General features: G+C 72.3%; 14 protein-coding genes. 3 read left to right on the top strand and 11 right to left on the bottom strand.

What is annotated here, in order from left to right:
* Window positions 1-24 precede the first annotated feature (24 nt).
* Window positions 25-1203, top strand: a complete 1179-nt coding sequence (locus BLS99_RS18665) for a class I SAM-dependent RNA methyltransferase (RefSeq protein WP_091053079.1) — start codon at window positions 25-27, stop codon at window positions 1201-1203.
* Window positions 1204-1267: 64 nt separating this feature from the next.
* Window positions 1268-2008 (top strand): hypothetical protein, encoded by a 741-nt coding sequence (locus BLS99_RS18660; protein WP_091053076.1) that lies wholly within the window; start codon window positions 1268-1270, stop codon window positions 2006-2008.
* 172 nt (window positions 2009-2180) lie between these two features.
* Here the strand turns inward: BLS99_RS18660 and BLS99_RS18655 are convergent, their stop codons facing one another.
* The 6 genes from BLS99_RS18655 to BLS99_RS18630 all read right to left on the bottom strand — a co-directional run bounded on the left by BLS99_RS18655 (window position 2181) and on the right by BLS99_RS18630 (window position 9971).
* Window positions 2181-3293, bottom strand: coding sequence for a DUF5685 family protein (locus tag BLS99_RS18655; RefSeq protein WP_245712336.1), 1113 nt, complete (start codon window positions 3291-3293; stop codon window positions 2181-2183).
* Window positions 3294-3776: 483 nt separating this feature from the next.
* Entirely contained in the window at window positions 3777-5162 is a 1386-nt protein-coding gene (locus BLS99_RS18650; protein ID WP_218126686.1) for an alginate lyase family protein, read from the bottom strand.
* A 664-nt stretch (window positions 5163-5826) separates the two neighbouring features.
* A complete protein-coding gene (locus BLS99_RS18645; RefSeq protein WP_091053068.1) occupies window positions 5827-6738 on the bottom strand; it encodes a glycine betaine ABC transporter substrate-binding protein in 912 nt (303 codons plus the stop codon).
* Between the two features lie 52 nt (window positions 6739-6790).
* Window positions 6791-7690 (bottom strand): ABC transporter permease, encoded by a 900-nt coding sequence (locus BLS99_RS18640; protein WP_091053066.1) that lies wholly within the window; start codon window positions 7688-7690, stop codon window positions 6791-6793.
* On the bottom strand, window positions 7687-8766 hold the full coding sequence (locus tag BLS99_RS18635; RefSeq protein WP_176953432.1) for a quaternary amine ABC transporter ATP-binding protein: 1080 nt from the start codon (window positions 8764-8766) through the stop codon (window positions 7687-7689). Before BLS99_RS18635 ends, BLS99_RS18640 begins: the two co-directional genes overlap by 4 nt.
* Window positions 8767-9074: 308 nt before the next feature.
* Window positions 9075-9971: an amidohydrolase family protein gene (locus BLS99_RS18630; protein ID WP_091053063.1), complete on the bottom strand. Its 897-nt coding sequence runs from the start codon at window positions 9969-9971 to the stop codon at window positions 9075-9077.
* Between the two features lie 218 nt (window positions 9972-10189).
* Between BLS99_RS18630 and dxs the strand changes: the two genes are divergently transcribed.
* A complete protein-coding gene (gene dxs / locus BLS99_RS18625) occupies window positions 10190-12127 on the top strand; it encodes a 1-deoxy-D-xylulose-5-phosphate synthase (RefSeq protein ID WP_091053061.1) in 1938 nt (645 codons plus the stop codon).
* Window positions 12128-12513: 386 nt separating this feature from the next.
* On the opposite strand, the gene BLS99_RS18620 is transcribed toward dxs, so the two are convergent.
* The 5 genes from BLS99_RS18620 to BLS99_RS18600 all read right to left on the bottom strand — a co-directional run bounded on the left by BLS99_RS18620 (window position 12514) and on the right by BLS99_RS18600 (window position 21514).
* A complete protein-coding gene (locus tag BLS99_RS18620) occupies window positions 12514-15333 on the bottom strand; it encodes an SCO7613 C-terminal domain-containing membrane protein (RefSeq protein ID WP_091053059.1) in 2820 nt (939 codons plus the stop codon).
* A gap of 432 nt (window positions 15334-15765) precedes the next feature.
* Window positions 15766-16584, bottom strand: coding sequence for a hypothetical protein (locus tag BLS99_RS26365; RefSeq protein WP_176953431.1), 819 nt, complete (start codon window positions 16582-16584; stop codon window positions 15766-15768).
* Between the two features lie 249 nt (window positions 16585-16833).
* Entirely contained in the window at window positions 16834-18912 is a 2079-nt protein-coding gene (locus BLS99_RS18610; RefSeq protein ID WP_091053053.1) for a 3-hydroxyacyl-CoA dehydrogenase NAD-binding domain-containing protein, read from the bottom strand.
* Window positions 18912-20087 (bottom strand): thiolase family protein, encoded by a 1176-nt coding sequence (locus BLS99_RS18605; RefSeq protein WP_091053531.1) that lies wholly within the window; start codon window positions 20085-20087, stop codon window positions 18912-18914. Before BLS99_RS18605 ends, BLS99_RS18610 begins: the two co-directional genes overlap by 1 nt.
* A 212-nt stretch (window positions 20088-20299) precedes the next feature.
* Complete coding sequence (locus BLS99_RS18600; protein ID WP_245712309.1) at window positions 20300-21514, bottom strand: ribonuclease D; 1215 nt, start codon at window positions 21512-21514, stop codon at window positions 20300-20302.
* Window positions 21515-21717: the final 203 nt, after the last annotated feature.

The following is a 21717-nucleotide window of genomic DNA, read 5'->3' as shown; positions in this document are numbered from 1 at the left end:
CCGCAGCTCGGGGAGAGGGAATCGATGATCGTCACCGTCGGAGACGTCGCGGCCGGAGGCCACTGCGTGGCCCGAGTCGACGGCGAGGTGTACTTCGTGCGCCACGCCCTGCCCGGGGAGCAGGTGCGCATCGAGATCACCGACCGCAAGAAGCGCTTCGCGTTCGCCGACGCCGTCGAGGTCATCGAAGCCTCGCCCGACCGCGTCGAACCCCCCTGCCCCTGGGCCGGGCCCGGGAAGTGCGGCGGCTGCGACTTCCAGCACGCCGCCCCCGACGCCCAGCGACGCCTCAAGGCCAAGGTCCTGTTCGACCAGCTCACCCGCATCGGCGGCATCGACCCCGCCCTCCTCGACGGCGTCGAGGTCGAGGCCCTCCCGTGGGACGAGGACGCCCTCGGCTGGCGCACCCGCATGCAGTACGCCGTCGACGAGGACGGCCGGCCCGGCCTGCGCCGGCACAAGTCGCACGAGCTCGTGCACATCGACTACTGCCGCATCGCCACCGAGCGCATCCGCGAGGCCGACGTCCTCACCGCGAACTGGGACGGCATGGGCGCCGTCGGGGTCGTCGACGCCGACGACGACCAGCTCGCCGTCTACACCCAGCTGCGCCGCACCGCCCGCCCCCACCACAAGAGCGGCCCCAAGACCGTCCACCAGACCGTCGGCGACGCCGGGTTCGAGATCGGCTTCGACGCCTTCTGGCAGGTCCACCCCGCCGCCGCCCCCACGTTCCTCGCGACCGCGATCGAGTTCCTCGCCCCGCGCGAAGGCGAGTCCGCGTGGGACCTCTACGCCGGCGCCGGCCTCTTCGCCACCGGCCTCGCCGACGCCGTCGGCGACACCGGCCGCGTCATCGCCGTCGAGAACGCCCGCGCCTCCCGCACCGCCGCGAACCTCGCCGCGTACAAGAACGCCGGCGCCATCGAAGGCGACGTCGCCGACGTCGCCCCCGACCTCGGCTCGGTCGACCTCGTCGTCCTCGACCCGCCCCGCAGCGGCGCCGGCCCCGAGGTCGTCGTCGCGCTCGGCGAGGCCCGGCCCCGCGCGATCTGCTACGTCGCCTGCGACGCCGGCGCGCTGGCCCGCGACGCGAGCGACCTCGCCGTGGAGGGCTACGCGCTCACCCGGATCCGCGCGTTCGACGCGTTCCCGATGACCCAGCACTTCGAGACCGTCGCCCTGTTCGAACCGGTCGACTGACGCCGCGGTCGGACCCGTGGGGTAGCCTGTCGCCTCTACAGACCGCACTCCTCGGAGCCGATCGATGACCAACTCTCCCTACACTTCCGGGCCCGCGCCCGACCCGAACGCGACGCCGGGGCCCGGCGCGCCCTCGTTCCAGTACCGGCCGCAGGACCCCGGCGCCGTCCAGTACGGGCAGCCGACCGGCCCGGTGCTGCCGCCGCCCCCCACCTGGGGGCAGCGGTGGGGCCTCCTGCCCAAGGACGACCGCCCGAAGCAGGTCACGGTGATCCTCCAGAGCCTCTGGATCCACCTGGCCGCCACCGTGATCGCCACCCTGCTGGGGCTCACCGGCGTGGCCGCGCTCAGCGTCGTCTTCGGCGTCCTCGCCGCGGCCGTGAACCTGGTGCTCATCTGGGCCGTGGCCCGGGAGCAGCTGGGCCGGTTCGGATCCGATAACCCGCGACTGCCGATCTACATCGGACTCGGGGTACTGGCCGTGGCCGCGCTGTACCGGGTCTTCAACCCGTTCACCGTGGTCCCCGCGCTGGTCCTGGCCGCCGCGGTGCTCCTCGTCCTCGTGCTCGCCTTCACCCGTCCCGTGCGCGCCTGGCTCCAGGACCGCCCCGGGAACCGGCCGCGCCGCGAGCAGCAGGAGCAGGCCGCCGGCACGCCGCTCGACCCGCAGGCGCCCCCGCCCCAGTGGCGCGGCCCCGCCGGACCGGGCGCCCAGAACCCGTACGGCTACCAGCCGCCCGCGCCGCCCGGCCCGCCCGCGAACGGCCCGGCGGCCTCGAACGGCTGGCCGCAGCCGCCCAGCTAGCGCGAGGCAGTCGAGGACATGCGAACGGGACCGGCCGCGGGAGCGGTCCGGTCCCGGTGCTGTTTCGGAGGGTGTCGCGATAGCGCCCTTGCGGAGTCCGGAGTCCGGACTGCGGTGTCGAGACTCCGTTGTCGTGACTCCGGTGTCCGGTGTCCGGATAACGGGGGAGCGGTCAGTCGCAGCCGCAGGGGCAGCAGTCGCACTCGCAGCAGTCGCAGCCGTCCCGGCAGCAGCCCGAGCGGCGGCGGCGCGACCACGGGCCCTCGTAGTGGTCGCGGCAGCACATCTGGCAGGTGCAGCACAGGACCGTGAACGCGCACAGCCCCGAGAAGAACCCGCGCGGCTCCGGCCGGTAGCGGTCGTGGTCGTAGTGGTCGCGCGAGCGGCGGCGCTCCCGGTACTCGCGGTACTCGCGCCGGTCGGCGCGCGGCCAGGTGGCGCAGGTCGAGCCGAAGGTCTTGGCGACCGCGTGGTGCGCGTAGCGGTCGAGCAGCAGGGCCGTCATGGTCCGGTCGAGCAGCGCCGCGGACTCCAGCGCGGTCCGCAGGCCGTCGAGCGCCCCGCGCACCAGCGGCATCGCACCCTCGACACCGGTCCCGGTGGCGGCCAGCGGGTTCCAGGCGCCGCGCGCGGCGTCCTCGTCGAAGTCCTCGGCCGCGTCCAGCAGGTGCGCCAGGCGCCCGAAGGCCGCCCCGGCGGTCCGGAACGCCTCCGCGTTCTCGGGCCGGCCGCCGAGGACCGCGGCGTGCGCGAACAGCTCGGCGGTGGCCGCCTCGGTCGGCGCGGTGACCTCGGTGAGCGCGGTGTCCGGCCCGAAGTCCGCTTCGACCGCGCGCTGGCCCGCGATGGCGGCGACGAGCGGTTCGACGTCGAGTCCGATCGACTCACCGAGCCCGATCGCCTTGGTGCGCAGACGGTTCGAGGTCATACCGGCGAGCCCGCGGGCGCCGCGGCGGGCGGCGAACCCGTCGCCGTCGTCCACGTGGTCGCGGATCTTCGCCGAGGCGAGGAGGAGCGACGCGGTCGCGGCGAGCTTCGGCCCGGCGCCGGTGGCGACGGTCTGGCGGCGCATCCCGCGAAGCGCGCAGGGGCCGGCGTGGCGCGAGTCCGCCTCGTCGCCGATCTGGGCCTCCACGAGGACCGAGAGGGCGAGCGCGTCGTAGTTGGTGGTGAGCCGGGCGAGCTGCCCGGCGTCGTCGCGCAGTTCGAGGCACAGGCCGCAGAAGTGCCCCATCCAGCGGGGCTTGAGGTCGTCGGGGGTGCGGGACGGGCAGGGGGCGAGCATGCCGAACAACGGGTCTCCTAGCTCGTCGGCAGCGCACCGACGAGTCGGCGGCTGAAGGCGGGTCCTGCCCGGGGATGCTACCGGTAGCCGCTGCGGCGAGGGGTACACGCGTCCCCTGGTCGGGTGCCGAACTCGTTGCGCCGCTATGGGAACGCTCCGCCGGTCGGTTCCGCGGCACCGCTCTGCGGTGCCGCAGAGGCGACCGGGTGTGAGCGACCCGGCGCAAAGCGCCGGGTCGCTCACACCGTTGGTCGCTCACACCGTTGGTCGCTCACACCGTTGGTCGCTCACACCGTTGGTCGCTCACACCGTTGGTCGCTCACACCGTTGGTCGCTCACGTTGCTTCGCTCGATCGGGCGACTTCGGCGGTGCGGGGGTCGATTCTTGTCGGACCCGAGGGGGAGGATCGACGCCTATCCTCTTCCCCGGGCGGGTGGGGGCTAGGGATGGACGTCCCCACCCGCCCACCCCGCTCGCGTCGGCTAGAGCGGCTTGAGATCGTCCGGGATCTCGTCCCAGGTGAGGCGCACGTGGGCGAGGGTGCCGAAGCCGAGGGTGTCGAAGCCGCCCGAGGTGGTGCCGTAGTCGCCGCCGCCTCCTTCGGGGCTGTTGGCGCCGCACATGCTCCCCACGTTCGGCATCGCGAAGCCCCTGCGCGCGGTGTAGTGGTGGAAGACCATCTCCCACACCGGCCGCACCTGCCCGCGCCCGCCCGAGCCGATCACCGTCTGCTCCCGGTAGGCGCAGTCCTGGCCGGTGCCCCAGCTGTACGTCGTGTACGGCACCGTGTTCCCGAGGTTGTACCGCGCCACGTACTCCGCGGCCTTCGCGAACGCGTTCCCGTCGGCCCCGTACAGGTCGATCCCCTGGTTCCAGGCCATCTCCATGAACGTCGCCATGAGCCCGATCCCCATGATCGAGTGCCCCTGGTCCCGCCCGGACTCCTGCCACTGCGCGAGCCCGCCGGAGTGGACGAACGGGATCGCGTTCCCGATCGAGCCGTTCCCCTCGCCGTTCCAGAAGTAGTCGATCGCCTCGTCCCGGATCCCGTCGTCGTCGCAGACGATGCCGATGGCGAGCTTGCTCGCCATGTTGCACAGGTCCCAGTTCGCCCAGTAGTTCGTGATGCACGCGTCGTTGTGGTTCGCCAGGAACGCCTCGTTCATCGGCAGGAACACGCCCGTCATCATGTCCTGGAACGCCCCCAGGTCGAACCCGCTCTGTTCGCGCACGATGTCGGCCGCCGCGCAGAACTGGTAGCCGTAGATCCCCGCGGCGAGGAACCGGTCGGCGTTGCCGCCCACCGTCGTCAGCGTGTGCGACCACGCGTTGAGGATCTGGATCGCCTTGTCGCGGTGCGCGGTCGTGCCGGCGACCTTCCAGCGCAGCGCGTTCTGGTACGCCGCGTGGATGTCGTTGTAGAGCTGCGGGTAGTTCTGGCCGTCGCCGCCGCGGATGACGACCGCGGTGGGCCGGGCCGTCCACGTGGACTGCGCGCGGCCGTTGGCGATGAGCTTGTTCCAGCCCGCGAGCCAGGGATTCAGCCCGGCATTGACCTTGGCGCGCATGCGGTCGAAGTCGGCCTGGGTGTGGAGCAACCCGGGATGGACGGCGAGGGCGCCGGCCTCCTCGGAGGAGTGCTCCTGCGCGGCGGCCAGGCCGAGGCCGCCCGTTCCGGCGGCCGCGAGGCCACCTGCCGCGAATGCGCCCTGGAGCAGGCGCCGCCGCTTGAGGTTCGGTCCGGTGGGGGCCATAGGGGATGTGGCGGCCGGGCCCGATGCGGTCGGGCCGGAGGTGGCCTGGCCCGATGCGGCTGGGCCAGAGGCGGCCGGGTCGTCTGTGAAGGTGTCGAGGTCGTCGAACGACATGGTGCTCCTATGCGCCATGCGGTGCGCGATGCCGGGGAATGCCACCGCCAACCTGCGGCGACCGGTCCGCAGACCGAGCGCCATGTCACATATTAACCGAACCATCAACATATTTCAATGCAAATGAACGCATCCCGACGCCGATTTCGACGCCGATTCCGGTGCCGCTACCGATGGCGTTCCCGACGCGGGTTCTTGCAGGCCGGCGAACGCCTCCTGGCGCCGTTTCCGATGCGGATCCGTGCGATCGGTGAACGTCCTCGGCGCCGTTCCTGACGACGTACCCGACGACGTTCCCGACGACGTTTCCGAAGCTGCTCCTGACGCCGCACCCGAACACGGGTCCGGTGCGGGGCCGGGGATCGGCCGGTCCCGCACCGGGGCCGCCTCCCTGTGGGGGGAGGCGGCCGGGCCGCGAACGGCCCGAGGCCAAGCCCGCGGATGCACCGCGGGCCGAGCCCGACGCGCGCGTGCGCCGTGGCGATGGAGGTCGGCTCAGTCCTCGTTCCTGCCGCGGGGCCCCCAATGCCCCGAGCGCCACAGCACCGCGCGCGGGCTCTCGCCCGCCTCATCGCACCGGACCGGGCGGTGCCCGGTCCGGTGCGGCCTGGGGCCCGTCCTGCGGATCGGGGCCGGACGACCGGCCCGATCCACGGAACAGGCGCTAGGCCACCAGGTCAGAGAACGGGTTGTCCTTGAGCCAGGCCGTGACGCCGGCCTGGACGTCGCCCTCGTGCTCGGAGAACACCGCGTTCTCCAGGCTCGCGAGCTGGTCGTCGCTCATCGCGAAGGTCCCCAGGGCGTCGGCCACGTCGCCGAACTCCTCGGTGAACCCGGTGCGCGCCAGCACGTTGATCGTCTCGGCCTCGCCCAGCGTGGTCTCGGGGTCCTCGAGGTTCTTCAGGTCGTACTTCGCGTACGCCCAGTGCGGCTGCCACAGCGTCACCACGATCGGCTCCTCCGCGGCGATCGCTGAGTCGAGTTCGGTGAGCATCGCGGTGGTCGAGGAGGTCTCCAGCGTCAGGTCGGTGATGCCGTACGTCGGGATCGCGCCCTCCTGCACGGCCTCGGTGAGCCCCGCGCTGGCCTCGATGCCGACGATCCTGCCGCCGAACAGGTCCGCGTTCGCGTTCAGCTCGGTCAGCGAGTTCACGTCCACATAGGTCGGAACTGCGACGGTGAGCGCGGCGTTCTCGTTCCAGGTGCCGAGCTGCTCCAGCTGGTCGCCGTAGGTCTCCATGTACGTCTGGTGCGTGATCGGCAGCCAGCCGTCGAGGAACACGTCGAGGTCGCCCGAGGACAGGCCCTCGAACAGCGGCCCGACCTCGGTGAACTCCTGCGTGGTCACGGTGTACCCCGAGGCTTCGAGGGCCTGGCGCCACAGCTCGGTGGCGACGACGGCCTCGTCCCAGTTGATGTAGGCGATGACGATCTCGCCCTCGCCTTCGGGCAGGCCGAAGTCGACCCCTTCGGCGGCGGCGTCGCCGGGCTCCTCCTCGACCGAGCACCCGGCCAGGGCCAGTGAGGCGGTCGCTCCGGTGGCGAAGGCGCCCTTCATGATCGAACGTCGTTCCATGTCTCCTGCTTTCCGGCGCGCGAGCACGCGCCATGTTCGGGGGCGTTCGGGTCTAGCGGGCGAGTCTCGCGGCCCGGGCGACCGGGGTGCGGTCGGATAGGCCCTGCGTGACGCGGTCCAGGAGGATCGCGAGCAGGACCACGGCGAGGCCGGCGTTGAACCCGGCGGCGATGTCGAGGCGGCCGAGCGATCCGGAGATGACGGCGCCGAGGCCGCCGCCGCCGACGAGGCCGGCGATGACCACCATGGACAGCGCCAGCATGATGACCTGGTTGAGCCCGGCCATGATCGTGGGCAGCGCGAGCGGCATCTTGATCCGCACGAGGATGCGCGCGGGGGAGGCGCCGAACGCCTGCCCGGCCTCGACGACCTCGCGGTCCACCTGGCGCAGGCCGAGTTCGGTGAGGCGCACGCCCGGGGGCATCGCGAAGATGATGGTGGCGATGATGCCGGGCACCACGCCGACGCTGAAGAGCATCACGACCGGGATCAGGTACACGAAGGCCGGCAGCGTCTGCATGAAGTCGAGGACCGGCCGCGCGACGGCCGAGAACGCCCGGCTCTCGGCGGCGGCGATCCCCAGCGGGATCGCCAGGACGATCGCGATCGCGGCGGCGACCAGGACCATCGCGAGCGTCTGCATCGTCTCCTCCCAGTACGGGGTCCACGCGACGACGAACATGCCCAGGCCGATGCCGACGCCGAGCTTCCATCCCTTCGCGGCCCACGCGGCGGCGGCGAACAGGATCACCATGACTCCCGAAGGGAGCCACAGCAGTCCGTCGGCGAGGTGCAGGTACAGGAACTCCAGCCCGGCGTCGACGGCGTCGAACCCGGCGGCCCACGCGTCCCGGGCCCAGCGGATGAACGTCTCCATCCATTCGCCGAACGGCATGTCGGGCAGGGGCTTCCAGACGTAGGTCCAGAGCCAGTTGCGGAGGTACTCGATCATGCGGGCTGGGCCTCCTGCTCGGGACCGCGCGCGGCCCCGTCCGTGACGCTTCCGGGCTCCGGCGCGGTCTCGGGCGAGAGCGACTTGATGATGGACCGGGTGGTGACCACGCCGAGGGGGTCGGCGTTGTCGTCGACCACCAGGAGGGGCGCATCGGAGTTGAGGACAGGCTCGTACAGCTCGTTCACCGGCACATCGGACTCCACTGTGGTCAGTTCGCCGGTGTCCATGGACCCGAAGGGCTCCATGACGGCCTCGGCGGTGAGGACCCGGGTGCGGTCGACGTCGGCGGTGAACTCGGCGACGTAGTCGTCGGCCGGGTGCATGAGGATCTCCTCGGCGGTGCCGAGCTGCTTGACCTGGCCGTCGCAGATGGCGATCCGGTCGCCGATCCGCATGGCCTCGTTGAGGTCGTGGGTGATGAACACGATCGTCTTGCCGAGCTTCCCCTGGAGGTCGAGGAGCTGGTCCTGCATCTCCTGGCGGATGAGCGGGTCGAGGGCGCTGAACGCCTCGTCCATGAGCAGGATCTCGGTGTCGGCGGCGAGCGCCCGGGCCAGGCCCACACGCTGCTTCATGCCGCCGGAGAGCTGCGCGGGCAGCTTGTCCTCGTGGCCGCCGAGGCCGACGAGCTCGACCGCCTCCCTCGCGCGCTCCAGGCGCTCGGTCTTCTTGAGGCCCTTGATCTCCAGGCCGAACGCGACGTTCTCGACGACGGTGCGGTGGGGGAGGAGCGCGAAGTGCTGGAAGACCATGCTGATCTTCTCGCGGCGCAGGCGGCGGATCTCGCGGTGGGAGAGGGCGCCGAGCTCGACGCCGCCGATCCGGATCGTCCCGGTGGTGGGCCTGATGAGGCCGTTGAGCATCCGGATCAGGGTCGACTTGCCCGACCCCGACAGGCCCATGACCACGAAGATCTCGCCGGGTTCGATGGCCCAGGTGTGGTCGATGACGGCGGCGGTCACGTTCCGGGCGTTGACCTCCTCGCGGGGGACTCCGGCCTTGAGCTGGGCGACGGCGCCTCTGGCGCCTTTGCCGAAGACCTTGTACAGGGACTCCACTTCGATCGCTGGCATTGCTTCCTTTCAATGCCCGGCCCCGGGTGCGCGCGGCGGGGGAGGGCGCGGAGCCGCCGGGGCACGGGCGTCTGTGGGGGGCGGCAACCCTGGGAACACTAGTCAACAGGAGTGGTTTTTCAACCCGAACGGCGCGTGAGAAGGTCGACACGAGCCGTTGTCGCGCAATGTTTCCGCAGGTGGAAGGCGAGAAATGCGAGTGGGGATTGTTGTCCGTTGTATTGTCTACAAACAGACATTCGACAGAATTGAGATCGTGTGGAGACCGGATCGAGGCCGATCCGTGACCGCGGGCCCGGGCCGGGCCCCTACAACCGCGAGGCCATCGCCCGCGCGGTCATCCCCGCCAGGTCCGCGTCGCTCAGCCCCAGCGCCCGCGCCTTCTCGTACTCCCCGGCGATGTTGGTGCCCATCCGCATCGGCGAGTCCGTGCCCAGCACCACCGCGATCCCCGCCTCCAGGAAGCGCGGCAGCGGGTGCTCCTCCAGGCTCGGCACCATGCCCAGCACCACCGACGACGTCAGGCACACCTCCACCGTCACGCCCCGCTCCGCCAGCAGCCGCATGATCCCCGGGTCCGTCGCCGCGCCCACCGCGTGGCCGATCCGCCCGATCTGCTCGATCTCCGCCAGCGACGCCAGGTTCGAGGCGTTGAACGCCCCCGCCGGCACCGTCACGCCCAGGCCCGCCGCACCGGCCGCCTCGGCCACCACGCGCCCCCGCGACCAGTCCGCCTCTGCCGCGTACGGGACGTAGATGATCTCGACCCCCGCCAGCCCCGCCGCCGCCGCGTCAGCGAACGCGTCGCACAGCTCCCGCAGCATCGGGTCCCACAGGTTCATGCTCAGCACCGCGCCCGCGTCGAACTCCGGGTAGTCCTCGGCCACCCGCGCCCGCGCCGCCTCGAAGCGCTCCATGAACTGCGGGTACACCACCGACTCCTGCGGCAGCCGCAGCTCGGTGTAGACCGCCCCGCCGCGCGCCGCCGCCGCCAGCGCGTCCGCCAGGATGCCCTCGTAGACCTCCGGATCGACCACGTCGAGGTCGAACCGCGGCACCGCGGACATCCGCTGGAGCCGCGCCAGCCCCGGCGACACCCCCTTGACGGCGTCGCGCCGGTCGCCCCAGTCCACCGGCGAGGAGCTCAACACCTGATCGAGGCGCGCCGGCCATTCCGTGTTCTGGTGCAGGTCGATGAGGTCCATGTCGGCATGATCACATTTCGATCACGAAGGAGCCGGGCTTTCCGACGGCGTGTCCCTTTCGGGGACTGACTGCTTTCCGACACTCACGCCTGCCGTCCCCCCATCGGATGAAATTCCAGCCGACTCCCTGATCACGGGCACCGGCCGCCCATGAGACACGTCCCAGGCGCACTCGTGGAGGTTTCGTCCCCCCGGGGTCGCGGATACACTTCCGCCTTATGAACCCGCACGACGAAACCGAGATAGGCCCGCTGCTGTCGAGCATCGGCAGGCTGGCCGATTTCAAGTCGCTGGACGAGGCCGAACTGCCCGCGCTCGCCGAGGAGATCCGCGGATTCCTCGTCGACGCCGTCGCCCGCACCGGCGGCCACATCGGTCCCAACCTCGGGGTCGTCGAGCTGACCATGGCGATCCACCGGGTCTTCGACTCCCCGCACGACCAGGTCGTCTTCGACACCGGACACCAGTCGTACGTCCACAAGGCACTGACCGGCCGCGCCGGCCAGTTCACCGGGCTGCGCAGCCGCGGCGGCCTCACCGGCTACCCGAGCCAGGCCGAGTCCCCCCACGACCTGGTGGAGAACTCGCACGCCTCGACCGCGCTCTCCTACGCCGACGGCCTCGCCAAGGCCCACGCGCTCTCCGGCTCCGACCGCCATGTGGTGGCCCTCGTCGGCGACGGCGCCCTCACCGGCGGCATGTGCTGGGAGGCGCTGAACAACATCGCCGCCCGCGAGGACCTCAAACTCGTCATCGTCGTCAACGACAACGGCCGCTCCTACGCGCCCACCGTCGGCGGCTTCGCCAAGCGCCTCTCCGCCCTGCGCCTCAACCCCGGCTACGAGCCCGCGCTGCGCCGCATCCAGGAGGTCGTCGAGCGCATCCCCGTCTTCGGGCGCGCCGCCTACGCCGGCCTCCACGCCGCCAAGACCGGCATCAAGGACGCCCTCGCCCCGCAGGGCATGTTCTCCGACCTCGGCATCAAGTACCTCGGCCCCGTCGACGGCCACAACCTCACCGAACTCACCGTCGCGCTCGAACGCGCCAAGGGCTTCGGCGGACCCGTGATCGTCCACGCGCTCACCGAGAAGGGCCGCGGCTGGGCGCCCGCCCGCGCCGACGAGGCCGAGCAGATGCACTCCCCGCCCGCGTTCGACCCGATCACCGGCGAGCCCACCGGCTCCTCCAAGCGCCGCTGGACCGGCGTGTTCGCCGACGAGCTGGTGGCGCAGGCCAACCTGCGGCCCGAGGTCGTCGCGATCACCGCCGCCATGCCCGGCCCCACCGGCGTCGACAAGCTCATGAAGCGCCACCCCGAACGGGTCTTCGACGTCGGCATCGCCGAGCAGCACGCGGTCACCTCCGCGGCCGGGCTCGCGATGAACGGCATGCACCCGGTCGTGGCCGTGTACTCCACGTTCATGAACCGCGCGTTCGACCAGACCGTGCTCGACGTCGCCATGCACCGGCTGCCCGTGACCTTCGTCCTCGACCGGGCCGGGATCACCGGCCCCGACGGGCCGAGCCACTACGGCATCTGGGACACCTCGATCTTCCGGGTCGTGCCGGGGCTGCGGATCGCCGCGCCGCGCGACGCCGCGAGCCTGCGCGAGGAGTTCGCCGAGGCCCTGTCGGTCGACGACGGGCCCACGATGGTCCGCTTCCCGACCGGCGCCGTCCCCGAGGCCGACATCCCGGCCGTCGACGTCCACGAAGGACTCGACGTGCTCGTCAAGCACGAGGACGACGAGCTGCTGCTCGTCTCCTGCGGCGCCTTCGCGGGGATCGCGGTCGAGGCCGCCGCACTTCTTGCGGAGCAGGGCATCCGGGCCACCGTGGTCGACCCGCGCTGGATCTCCCCGGTGCCGGGCGCGCTCGTGAAGCTCGCGGGCCAGTACCCGCTCGTGGCGACGATCGAGGACGGCATCCGCACCGGCGGCTTCGGCGACGCGCTGGCCCAGGCCCTGCGCGACGCCGCCTCTGACACCGGCGTCGAGATCCCCTTGGTGGACTTCGCCGTCGAGCGCGGCTGGCACCGCCACGGCACCCGCGACCAGCTGCTCGCCGACCTCGGGCTCACCCCGCAGGCCATCGCCGAGCGCCTGACCGCCGAGGTCCACCGCCGCGGCGAGGACGACGGGCACCACCACCACTAGCGAGCTGCGGGGCGCGGTCCGGGCGTTCATCGGGCCGTTCACCGTTCATCGGGCGCGTCGGCTCGGAGCGCGACGGCTTCGCCGTGCCGCGCGGGGCGGCGGTCTCCGTTGCGGTGCGGCTCGAATCGGACGGCCTGCGGTGGTCGGCCTGCAATGGTCGGCCCCGAATCGAGCGGCCCGCGGAGCCCACCGGCTCGGCGGCATCCGCCTCGCGGCGCTGCCGACTCGGCCAGCGCAGCGCGGTGCAGTTCAGTACCGTGTCACGTGTGACATGTGATGTATCACTGTGCCCGGATGCGGGCGCGAAGCGGCGCGGCGGACCTGGTGGGTCCGCCGCGCCTGGTGCTACCCGTTAAGACGCCGTTCGGCTCGGATAGGTTGCACCGTCACCGCATCGCTTTCAGGCCGTCCCTGATCCGGGCCAGGTCGCGGCGGCGCTTCTCGAAGGTGGCGCCCGCGCCGATGAGGACGATGCCGCCGATGGCCGGCGGGATCCACACCGGGATGTGGTCCCACACCAGCGTCAGCTCGTTGACCGTGAGGACCGCGAGCGCGATCGATCCGAGGACCAGCGGCGCCTGCCAGCGGCGGCCCAGGCCCGCGATGATGACGACGATCGCGGCCGCGCCGACGCCCACGCGCCGTGCGGGTTCGCCGTCGCCGAGCGCCAGGACCAGGCTCGGGCCGATCCCGATGAGGATCGGTATCCCCAGGGTCGTCCAGGACCCGGCGTTCGGCCGCTTCTCCAAGCGCCACAGTCCGATGGCGAACAGGACGGCGGCGGGCGGCGCGGTGAAGAACTCGATCGTCCCCACCTCCTGCGCCGCGAGCAGCAGCCACCAGCCGGCCGTGCCGGTGCACAGGGCCGCGATGATGTAGCCCCACTTGCGGACCGGGACCATCATCGCGGTCCCGGCGAGCGCCAGGGTGTACACGCCGAACTGCGCGGGCAGGAGCAGCCGCTCGCCGGTGCCCTCCCAGATCCCCTCGACGAAGGTGAACACGGCGCCGGCGGCGGCGAGCCCGGCCACGACGTGGGCGAGGACCGAGGCGAGGACCCGGTCGGGGCGGCTGCGGCGCGGCGCGCCCGCGGCGACGAGGAGCATCGCGGCGGCGGTGGCGTTGAGCCAGAACGGGATCCAGCCGGGGCCGGGGTCGACGGTCTCGGCGCGCGATGCCGAGAGCGCCGCGACCGGCGCCCACACGGCGAGGGCGACCCAGCCGCTGCACCGGCCCGCGAGCGTGCGCGAGGCCAGGGCCGTGACCAGGCCGATGACGGCGCACAGCACGAATCCGGCGAACGGCACGGCGTCCCAGCGCATGGGGTCGTCGGTCCACAGCAGGATCGAGGCCGAGACGATCGCGAAGGTCGCGGCGAGCGCCGCGCCCTGGACGCGGAACCGCACCGGCAGCAGCACGGCCGCGATCCCCAAGCCCACCAGGACGATCGGGATCTCCCACGTGAACACCCCGGCGAGGTCGGCGCCCCACCACAGGGTCGCGAGGGCGCCGAGCGAGATGAAGCACGCCGCGAGCGCCGTCCCGCCCGCGACCAGGTAGGACGCGATGCGCAGCGGGACTCCGAGCGGTTCGCCGAGGCGCGGCGCGAGGAGCCGGGCGGCGAGGAACGCGACGAAGTAGGCGCTCAGGTCGGGGGCGTCGAACGCGACCGTGGCGAACACCGCGAGCGAGGCGAGGCCCGCGCCGAGCGCGAGCGCGAAGCCCCACTTGTGGTCGCGGGACCCGATGGTGGCGAAGGGGATCACGGCGGCGGCGAGCAGTGCGAGCGAGGGCACGGCGAGTTCGCCGGAGTCCGAGCGGACCGCGAGGGTCCACGCGCACAGCACGAGCGAGCCGGCCGCGGAGGCGGCGATGAGCATCCCGGTGAGGGACACGCGCAGGCGCTTGGCGAAGCCGACCCCGACGAGGTTGGCGGCGGCGAGGAGCGCGACTCCGGCGGCGACGGTCGGGACGACCGGGTCGTCGAGGCCGAACGCGGCCCGCAGGCCCGCCGAGCAGGCGGCGACCACGGCGGCGCACGTGAGGAACCGGGAGGCCCACAGGTCCGAGCGCGCGTAGCGGCCGGGGTAGCGGGCGGTCAGCCACGCGGCGATGGCGAGGGCGAGCGCGGTGGTGAGCAGCAGGATCACTGCGAGGCCGAGTTCGCTGGCGGCGGCGTAGGACGCGCCGATCGCGGCGAGCGGCAGCATGGTCCAGCTGGTCGCGCTGAGCCGGGCGGCGCCGCGGTAGGCGGCGAGGACGGCGAGGACCCCGGCGGTCCAGGCGCCGACCGAGTCGGGCCCGAACTCGGCCCCGGGCGGCTTGTACAGGTAGTACCCGGCGAGGGTGGTGCACCACAGGGCGAGGGCGCCGAGCGCGGCGAACGTCTCGGCGGTGGCCCACAGGCGGTACCGCTTGAACGCGAAGGGGACCGCCAGGAGCAGGAGCGTGACGCCCCCGAGGACCGCGGCCCGGCCGCCGTTGCCCATGTTGCGCCAGGCGACGGCGGTGAAGATGATGAGCGCGGCGGCCACGAGCAGGCCGCCGAGGCTGAGCAGGACGGTCTGGACGGTCTTCGACCCGACCTCTCCGCGCGCCTGCGCGGGCATCGGCCGGGGCGGGAGGTACGAGACGGGGGCGCCGTGCGGAGGCGTGGCCGGGCCGGCCGGGGCGGGCTGCGGCGCACCGGCGCGGGCGGGCGGCGTGCCCGCCGGGAGCCCTTGCGGCGGCGTTCCGGCGGGGAGCCCGGAGGCAGGGGGTGACTGCTGCGGGGTTCCGGCCGGGAGCCCCTGCGGGGGCGTGCCCGCGGGAGTGCCGTGCGGAGGTTGTCCTCCGGGGGTGTGCGGCGGCGTGCCCGCAGGGGCTCCCTGCGGCGGCGTCCCGGCGGGCGTGGTGCCCTGCGGCGGCGTTCCGGCCGCGACCGGCGGGGACTGCTGCCCCGCCGGGGGCGTGGCCGGGGCGGGTGCGGCGTGGGCCTGCCGCTCCGCTTCGGCGAGGTGGCGGGCGGCGGTCTCGCGGAGGCCGTCGAGGACCTCGATGCGCTCGGATTCGACGGCGGCGCGGCTCTTGAGCGTCGCGGGCATGGACGCCAGGACGGCGTCGAGCTCGCCGAGTCGCGCCAGGAGCGGCTCGGGCCCGCGTCCGCAGGCGGGGCACCCGGCTGCCGTCGAGGGGCTCCCGCAGCGCGGGCAGGTGTACGTCGTCATGTGCACAGTGTGCTGGTCCTGTCAAATGCGGGATCAGGCGAATCGGACCGCAATTGTGCATGTCCCACAACTCCCGGTCGCGACGGGCCCCGTGCGCGGCCCGGATTTCTTCAGGTTTCCTCTAAACGGTCCGCGCGGCAAATCGCGGCACAACGTAGCGCATCGCAGTGCATCGTCCCGCCTTGCGGGAGCGGTCGAGCCGACTGGTCCAGCCGCACCGGGATCGCGCCTGCGGCGGCGCTGCGCCAGCGGCGTGTGCGTGCCGCACCGGCGTCGTGCCCGCGGCGCCGAATCGAGGGCAGCCAGCATCGGAGCGCCTAGGGGACCCCCGGATTCAATTATCTCCCAGGGGTACGACATTCCGCGCAAATAGGAACGGGCCTCACGATGTGGAGATCGTGAGGCCCGTTCCGTCGGGAGGAGGATTGGTCTCTAGGACGCGCTCTCGTAGGCGTCGATGATGTTCCAGGCGAGGTCTTCCCACTGGGCGTAGTAGTCCGGGTAGGCCGAGACCTGCACGGCCTGGGCGGCGGAGGCGATCGACATGCCCTCCCAGCCGTCGACGTCCTCGAGGGTGCCGTAGAACTTGCTCGCGGAGGTGGACACGTCCATCAGCTCCTCGACCGAGCCCCAGCCCATGGAGGGCCGCTGCTGGAAGATGCCGACGGAGTCGTGGTCGGAGTAGGTGACGTCGGAGTCGGTGTAGTCGAAGCTCTCCGGCACGGCCTCGGAGGCGGCGTTGTAGAGCTTCGCCTCCTGCATGGCGGTGGCGAGGGCGACGGCCCAGCCGTTCTCGTCGAAGCCCATCTCCCGGCCGGTCTCGATGATCGTGACGGCGTTGGCCTCCTGCTCGTCGTCGATGTCGGAGACGTCGATGTCGACGGGCCCGGCGGGCTCCTCGGTGGTCTCCTCGACGGCGGGCTCGGGGGCGGCGGCGGGGGCCGGGGCCTCGGTGGTGGGGGCTTCGGTGGGGGCGGGGGCCTCGGTGGCCGCCTCGTCCGTGGTGTCGGCGGGGGCGGGGGCCGCCTCGACGGCGGCGGTCTCCTCGACCGGCTCGTCGGTGTTGGAGATGGCCCAGGCGGCGGTGGCGCCCGAACCGGTGAAGATCGCGGCGGCGAGGCCGACGGTGGCGACCCGCCGGAAGCGGTGCTCCTTGAAGCCCTCAAAGGAATTGCTCAGCCGCTGGGTTGCCGCGGCGGCGGCGCTCCGGACCGGACCGGTCACGCCTTCGATGATCTTGCGAAAATGCACTGGGCAAACCTAGGGGCGAAAATCCCCAGGTCAAACCGGGTCGCCTCCGTGGAATCGACGGCCCGCCGGGGCTTCGTTACCGGCCGGTAGCCTCCACGGCATTTGCCCGGTACCGGACCTATCGTCGTGCTCGCCCGACCGCGTCCCCGCTGCCGTCCGGCCGCGTCGGGACACGGGACGAGCCCGGACTCGTCCGTTCGGAGGAGTCCGGGCTCGCCGCAAAGATAATGTGACCGGGCACACGCGGGACTAGCCCGCGAACGGCTTTCCGGTCACATCGGTCGAAATCCCCTCGCGGTCCAGGTACGGCGTCAGGCCGCCGAGCCAGAACGGGAAGCCCGCGCCGAGGATCATCGCGAGGTCGATCTGCTTCGCCGAGGGCACCACGCCCTCGTCGAGCATGAGGCCGATCTCCTCGGTCAGGCCGCGCAGGACGCGCTGCTTGACCTCCTCGGCGCTCGACGGCGAGTCGCCGAGCCGGATCTGCGCCTTCGCCTCCTCGGTCAGCCTCCCCTTGCCCTTGGCGGCCGGGTCGAAGACCGGGAAGCCGGCCTCGGCCATCCGCCGCAGGTTCTCCGAGGCGGGGAAGCGCGGCCCGAGGTCCTCGTTCAGGTGCTGGCACAGGTGCCAGGCGACCTGGAGGCCCACGAGCTCCAGCAGCGCGAACGGGCGCATCGGCAGGCCCAGTTCGTCGAGGGCCACGTCGGCGGTCTCGACGGGCGTGCCCGCGTCGACCGCGCCGGTGACCTCGGCGAGCATGCGGCCCAGGAGCCGGTTGACGATGAACGCCGGCCGGTCCGCCGAGCCCACGGCGGTCTTCTTGAGCTTCTTCGCCACCGCGTACGCTGTCGCCAGGGTCTCCTTGTCGGTCGACTCGGTCGCGATGACCTCGACGAGCGGCATGACAGCCACCGGGTTGAAGAAGTGCATGCCCACGAGCCGCTCGGGGTGCTTGAGCTGCGAGGCCATCGCGGTGATCGACAGCCCCGAAGTGTTGGTGACCAGCAGCGCCTCGTCCGAGACGATCGCCTCGACCTCGGCGAACACGGCCTGCTTGACGCCCAGCTCCTCGAAGACGGCCTCGATGACGAGGTCGCAGTCGGCGTACACCGACTTGTCCGAGCTGGCGGAGACGAGCGCGCGGAGCTTGGCGGCCTTGAGCTTGGAGGTCCGGCCCTTGGCCTCGAGCTTGTCGATCTCGGCCCGCACGTACGCGAGGCCCTTCTGGGCCCGCTCCTCGTCGAGGTCGGTCATGACCACGGGCACTTCGAGGCGGCGCGCGAACATGAGCGCGATCTGGCCGGCCATGAGCCCGGCGCCGACGACGCCGACCTTGCCGACCTCCTTGGCCAGGCCCGGGCTCGGGGCGCCCTCGGGGCGCTTGCCGAGCGAGCGGACCAGGTTGAAGGCGTAGATGCTCGCCTGGAACTGCGGTCCGGCCTCCAGGTCGGCGAGGGCCTCGTCCTCGGCGAGGGACCCCTCCTCGAACGTGGCGTGCCGCGCCAGTTCGAGCAGGTCCAGGGCCCGCACGGCCGCGGCGGAGGCGTTGTGCACCTTCTCGTCCACGAGCTTGCGGGCGCCGGCGATGACGGCCGGCCACGCGTCGCGGTCGACCGGCTCGCGCTCGACGGCGATCTCCCCGGTGGCGACCTTGACCGCCCAGTCCAGGGACTCCTCGATGAAGTCGGCGCCCTCGAACTCGGCGTCGGCGATGCCCAGCGGCACCAGGTCGACGCCCTTGAGCATCCGGTTCTGGTTGAGCGGGTTGCCGACGACGACCTGCGCGGCCTTCTCGATCCCGATGAGGTTCGGCAGGATCTGCGAGCCGCCCCAGCCGGGGATGAGCCCGATCGAGACCTCGGGCAGGCCCAGGCCGATCGCGGTCTTCGACACCGTCCGGTAGTGGCAGTGCAGCGCCAGCTCGAAGCCGCCGCCGAGGGCCGTTCCGTTCACGAAGGCGAACGTCGGCACCGCGGAGTCCTTGAGCCGCTTGTAGAGCGCGTGCCCGGCCTGCGCCAGGGCCAGGCCCTGCTCGCGGGACTCCAGGCTCGGCATGAGCTTGATGTCCGCGCCCGCCAGGAAGATGAACGGCTTGCCGGTGACGGCGACGAGCTTGACGCCCTCCTCCGCCTCGACGGTGTCCAGCGCGCGCCACAGGCTCTTGAGCCCGCCGGGCCCGAACGAGGACGGCTTGGTGTGGTCGTAGCCGTTGTCGAGCGTGATGATCGCGGCCTTGCCCCCGAGCCCGCGGGGCTCCAGGAAGCGCACGTAGGACTCGGTGACGACCTCTTCCTCGAAGTCGGGGAGGTCGAGCGGCGTCGCGTACATTAGTTGGCCCCCTTGAAGTTCGGGTTCTCCCAGATGACCGTGCCGCCCTGGCCGAGGCCGACGCACATGGTCGTGACGCCGTAGCGCACCTCGGGGTGCTCGGCGAACTCGCGGGCGAGCTGCGTCATGAGGCGCACGCCCGAGGAGGCCAGCGGGTGGCCCATCGCGATCGCGCCGCCCCACGGGTTCACCCGCGGGTCGTCGTCGGCGATCTTGAAGTGGTCGAGGAACGCGAGCACCTGGACGGCGAACGCCTCGTTGATCTCGAAGAGGCCGATGTCGTCGATGGTGAGCCCTGCGCGCGCGAGGGCCTTCTCCGTGGACGGGATCGGCCCGACGCCCATGGTCTCGGGGTCGACGCCCGCGAACGCGAAGCCGATCATCTTCATGGCGACCGGCAGGCCCAGTTCGGCGGCGGTCTCGGCGTCGGCCAGCAGGCACGCGGTGGCGCCGTCGGTGTTCGGCGACGAGGTGCCGGCGGTGACGCGGCCGTGCGGGCGGAACGGGGTGCGCAGGTTCGCGAGCCCCTCCATGCTGGTGCCGGGGCGGGGGAGCTCGTCGCCGGTGGCGACGGTCCAGCCCTCGTCGGAGCGGGCGGCCATCGTGGTGATGTCGGCCGCGAGCTTGTCGACGGCGGCGGCGTAGCGCTGCTGGGTGCGCACCGCGTACGCGTCGGCGCGCTCCTTGGTGATCGACGGGAACAGGTCGTGCAGGTTCTCCGCCGTGACGCCCATCTGGAGGGCGTCCGGGTCGACCAGGCGCTCGGCGACGATCCGCGGGTTGGGGTCGACGCCCTCGCCCATCGGGTGGTTCGACATCGACTCCACGCCCCCGGCGATGGCGATGTCGTACTGGCGCGCGGCGATCGCGGAGGACACGCTGGTCACCGCGGTCATCGCGCCCGCGCACATGCGGTCGATCGAGTAGCCCGGGACCGAGCGGGGCAGGCCCGCCAGCAGGGCCGCGGTGCGGCCGAGCGTCAGGCCCTGGTCGCCGATCTGCGTGGTGGCCGCCAGGGCCACCTCGTCGACCCGCTCGGGCGGCAGCGCCGGGTTGCGGCGCAGCAGCGTCCTGATGGCGCGGATGATCAGGTCGTCGGCGCGGGTCTCCTCGAAGAGTTTCCCCGCCTTGCCGAACGGGGTCCGTACCCCGTCGACGAAGACGACATCGCGGATGGTGTCGTTCACGCCAGCCCCTCCTTTGGGTATGCAGCGTCGTACAGCCTGCGGTCGAAAGTGTGCATCGTCACCGAGAATGTTACCCGCAAGTAAGTTCGTTGTCACGGGCCCCCGGGGCGTGTCGCGAACCCGGCTTCCGGGAAACGTTTGCGCAGCTCACCATACGGCGAAGGCCCCGCCGCGGCGGGGCCGTTCCGGGAATGCGCCCGTCAGTCCTTCAGCGCCTCGGTCAGCCCCTCGGCGAGGAGCTCGACCTGCCACTCGCGCGCCCCGCCCTCGGCGAGGACCGTGCGCACGTGCCGCTCGGTGACCCGCTTCGGCGGCTCCCACGCCAGACCCCGCACCAGCGCGGGCGCGATGAGGTTCTCGGCGGGCAGGTGGTGCTTGGCGGCGACCTCGGCGACCACCTCGCGCGCGGCGGCCAGGCGCTCGGCCGCGACCGGGTCGCGGTCGGCCCAGCGGTGCGTCGCGGGCGGGCCGTCCTGGGGCGGCGTGGTCGACGGGAGCTGGTCGGCCGGCACGGTCCGCGCGTCGGCGAGGGCCGCGAGCCACAGCCGCGCGTTCGCGCGCCCGCCGCGGCGCCGGAACCCCGGCAGGCCCATCAGCTCGGCGAAGTCGGTCGGGTCGGCGGTCGCGGCCTCCACGATCGCGGCGTCCGGCAGGACCTTCCCGGGCGCGCGGTCGAGCTTGCGCGCCAGGTTGTCCCGGGCCTCCCACACCGCGCGGACCCGGCCCAGGGCCTTGGCCCCGCGGACCTTGTGGATGCCGCTGGTGCGCCGCCACGGCTCCTTGCGCGGCTTGGGCGGGCCCGCGGTGCGCACGTGCTCGAACTCGGCCTCGGCCCACGCGGACTTGCCCTGCTTGGCGAGTTCGGCGGCGAGCTTGCCGCGCAGTTCGATGAGGAGTTCGACGTCGAGGGCGGCGTACACGAGCCAGTCGTGGGGGAGCGGGCGCGAGGACCAGTCGGCCGCCGAGTGCTGCTTCTCGAGCCGGTGCCCCAGCAGCTGCTCGGTGATCGAGGCCAGCCCCACCTTCTCGAAGTCGCACAGCCGCGCCGCCAGCTCGGTGTCGAACAGGCGCGCGGGGTGCAGGTCGAGCTCTTCGAGGCAGGGCAGGTCCTGGCTGGCGGCGTGGAGGATCCACTCGGGGCCGGCCAGGGCCCGGCGCAGCGGCTCCAGGTCGTCGATCGGGATGGGGTCGACGAGGATCGTGCCCGAACCGGCCCGGCGCAGCTGGATGAGGTAGGCCCGGCCCGAGTAGCGGAAGCCGGAGGCGCGCTCGGTGTCCACCGCGATCGGACCCGAACCGGCCTCGAGGCGCTCGGCGGCCTCGGCGAGCTCCGCGGAGGTCTGGATCAGCGGGGGCATGCCCTCGCGCGGCTCGGTGAGGAGAGCGGCTTCGGGTTCGGGCTGGGGATCGGTCACCTGTTCACCGTACGGGCAGGTAACCTGCGCGCGCTACTGCCCCGCCGAGCAGGAGACCGATTTCCACCCGATAGTGGGCTAATCACCCCTTTGCTCCTCTACGGTGGACGGCCGGACCCCCTGACCTCCCTCACAGCGCCCCTGCCGGTGCGGGCCACATCGCACTCGCCGCTGCGGGCGGGCCGCCTCCGCGCGTGCGAGGA

Source organism: Glycomyces sambucus, assembly GCF_900102815.1.
Classification (GTDB): Bacteria; Actinomycetota; Actinomycetes; order Mycobacteriales; family Micromonosporaceae; genus Glycomyces; species Glycomyces sambucus.
The sequence above is the reverse complement of the archived record's forward strand: the minus strand, read 5'-3'. Positions and strand labels throughout refer to the sequence as shown.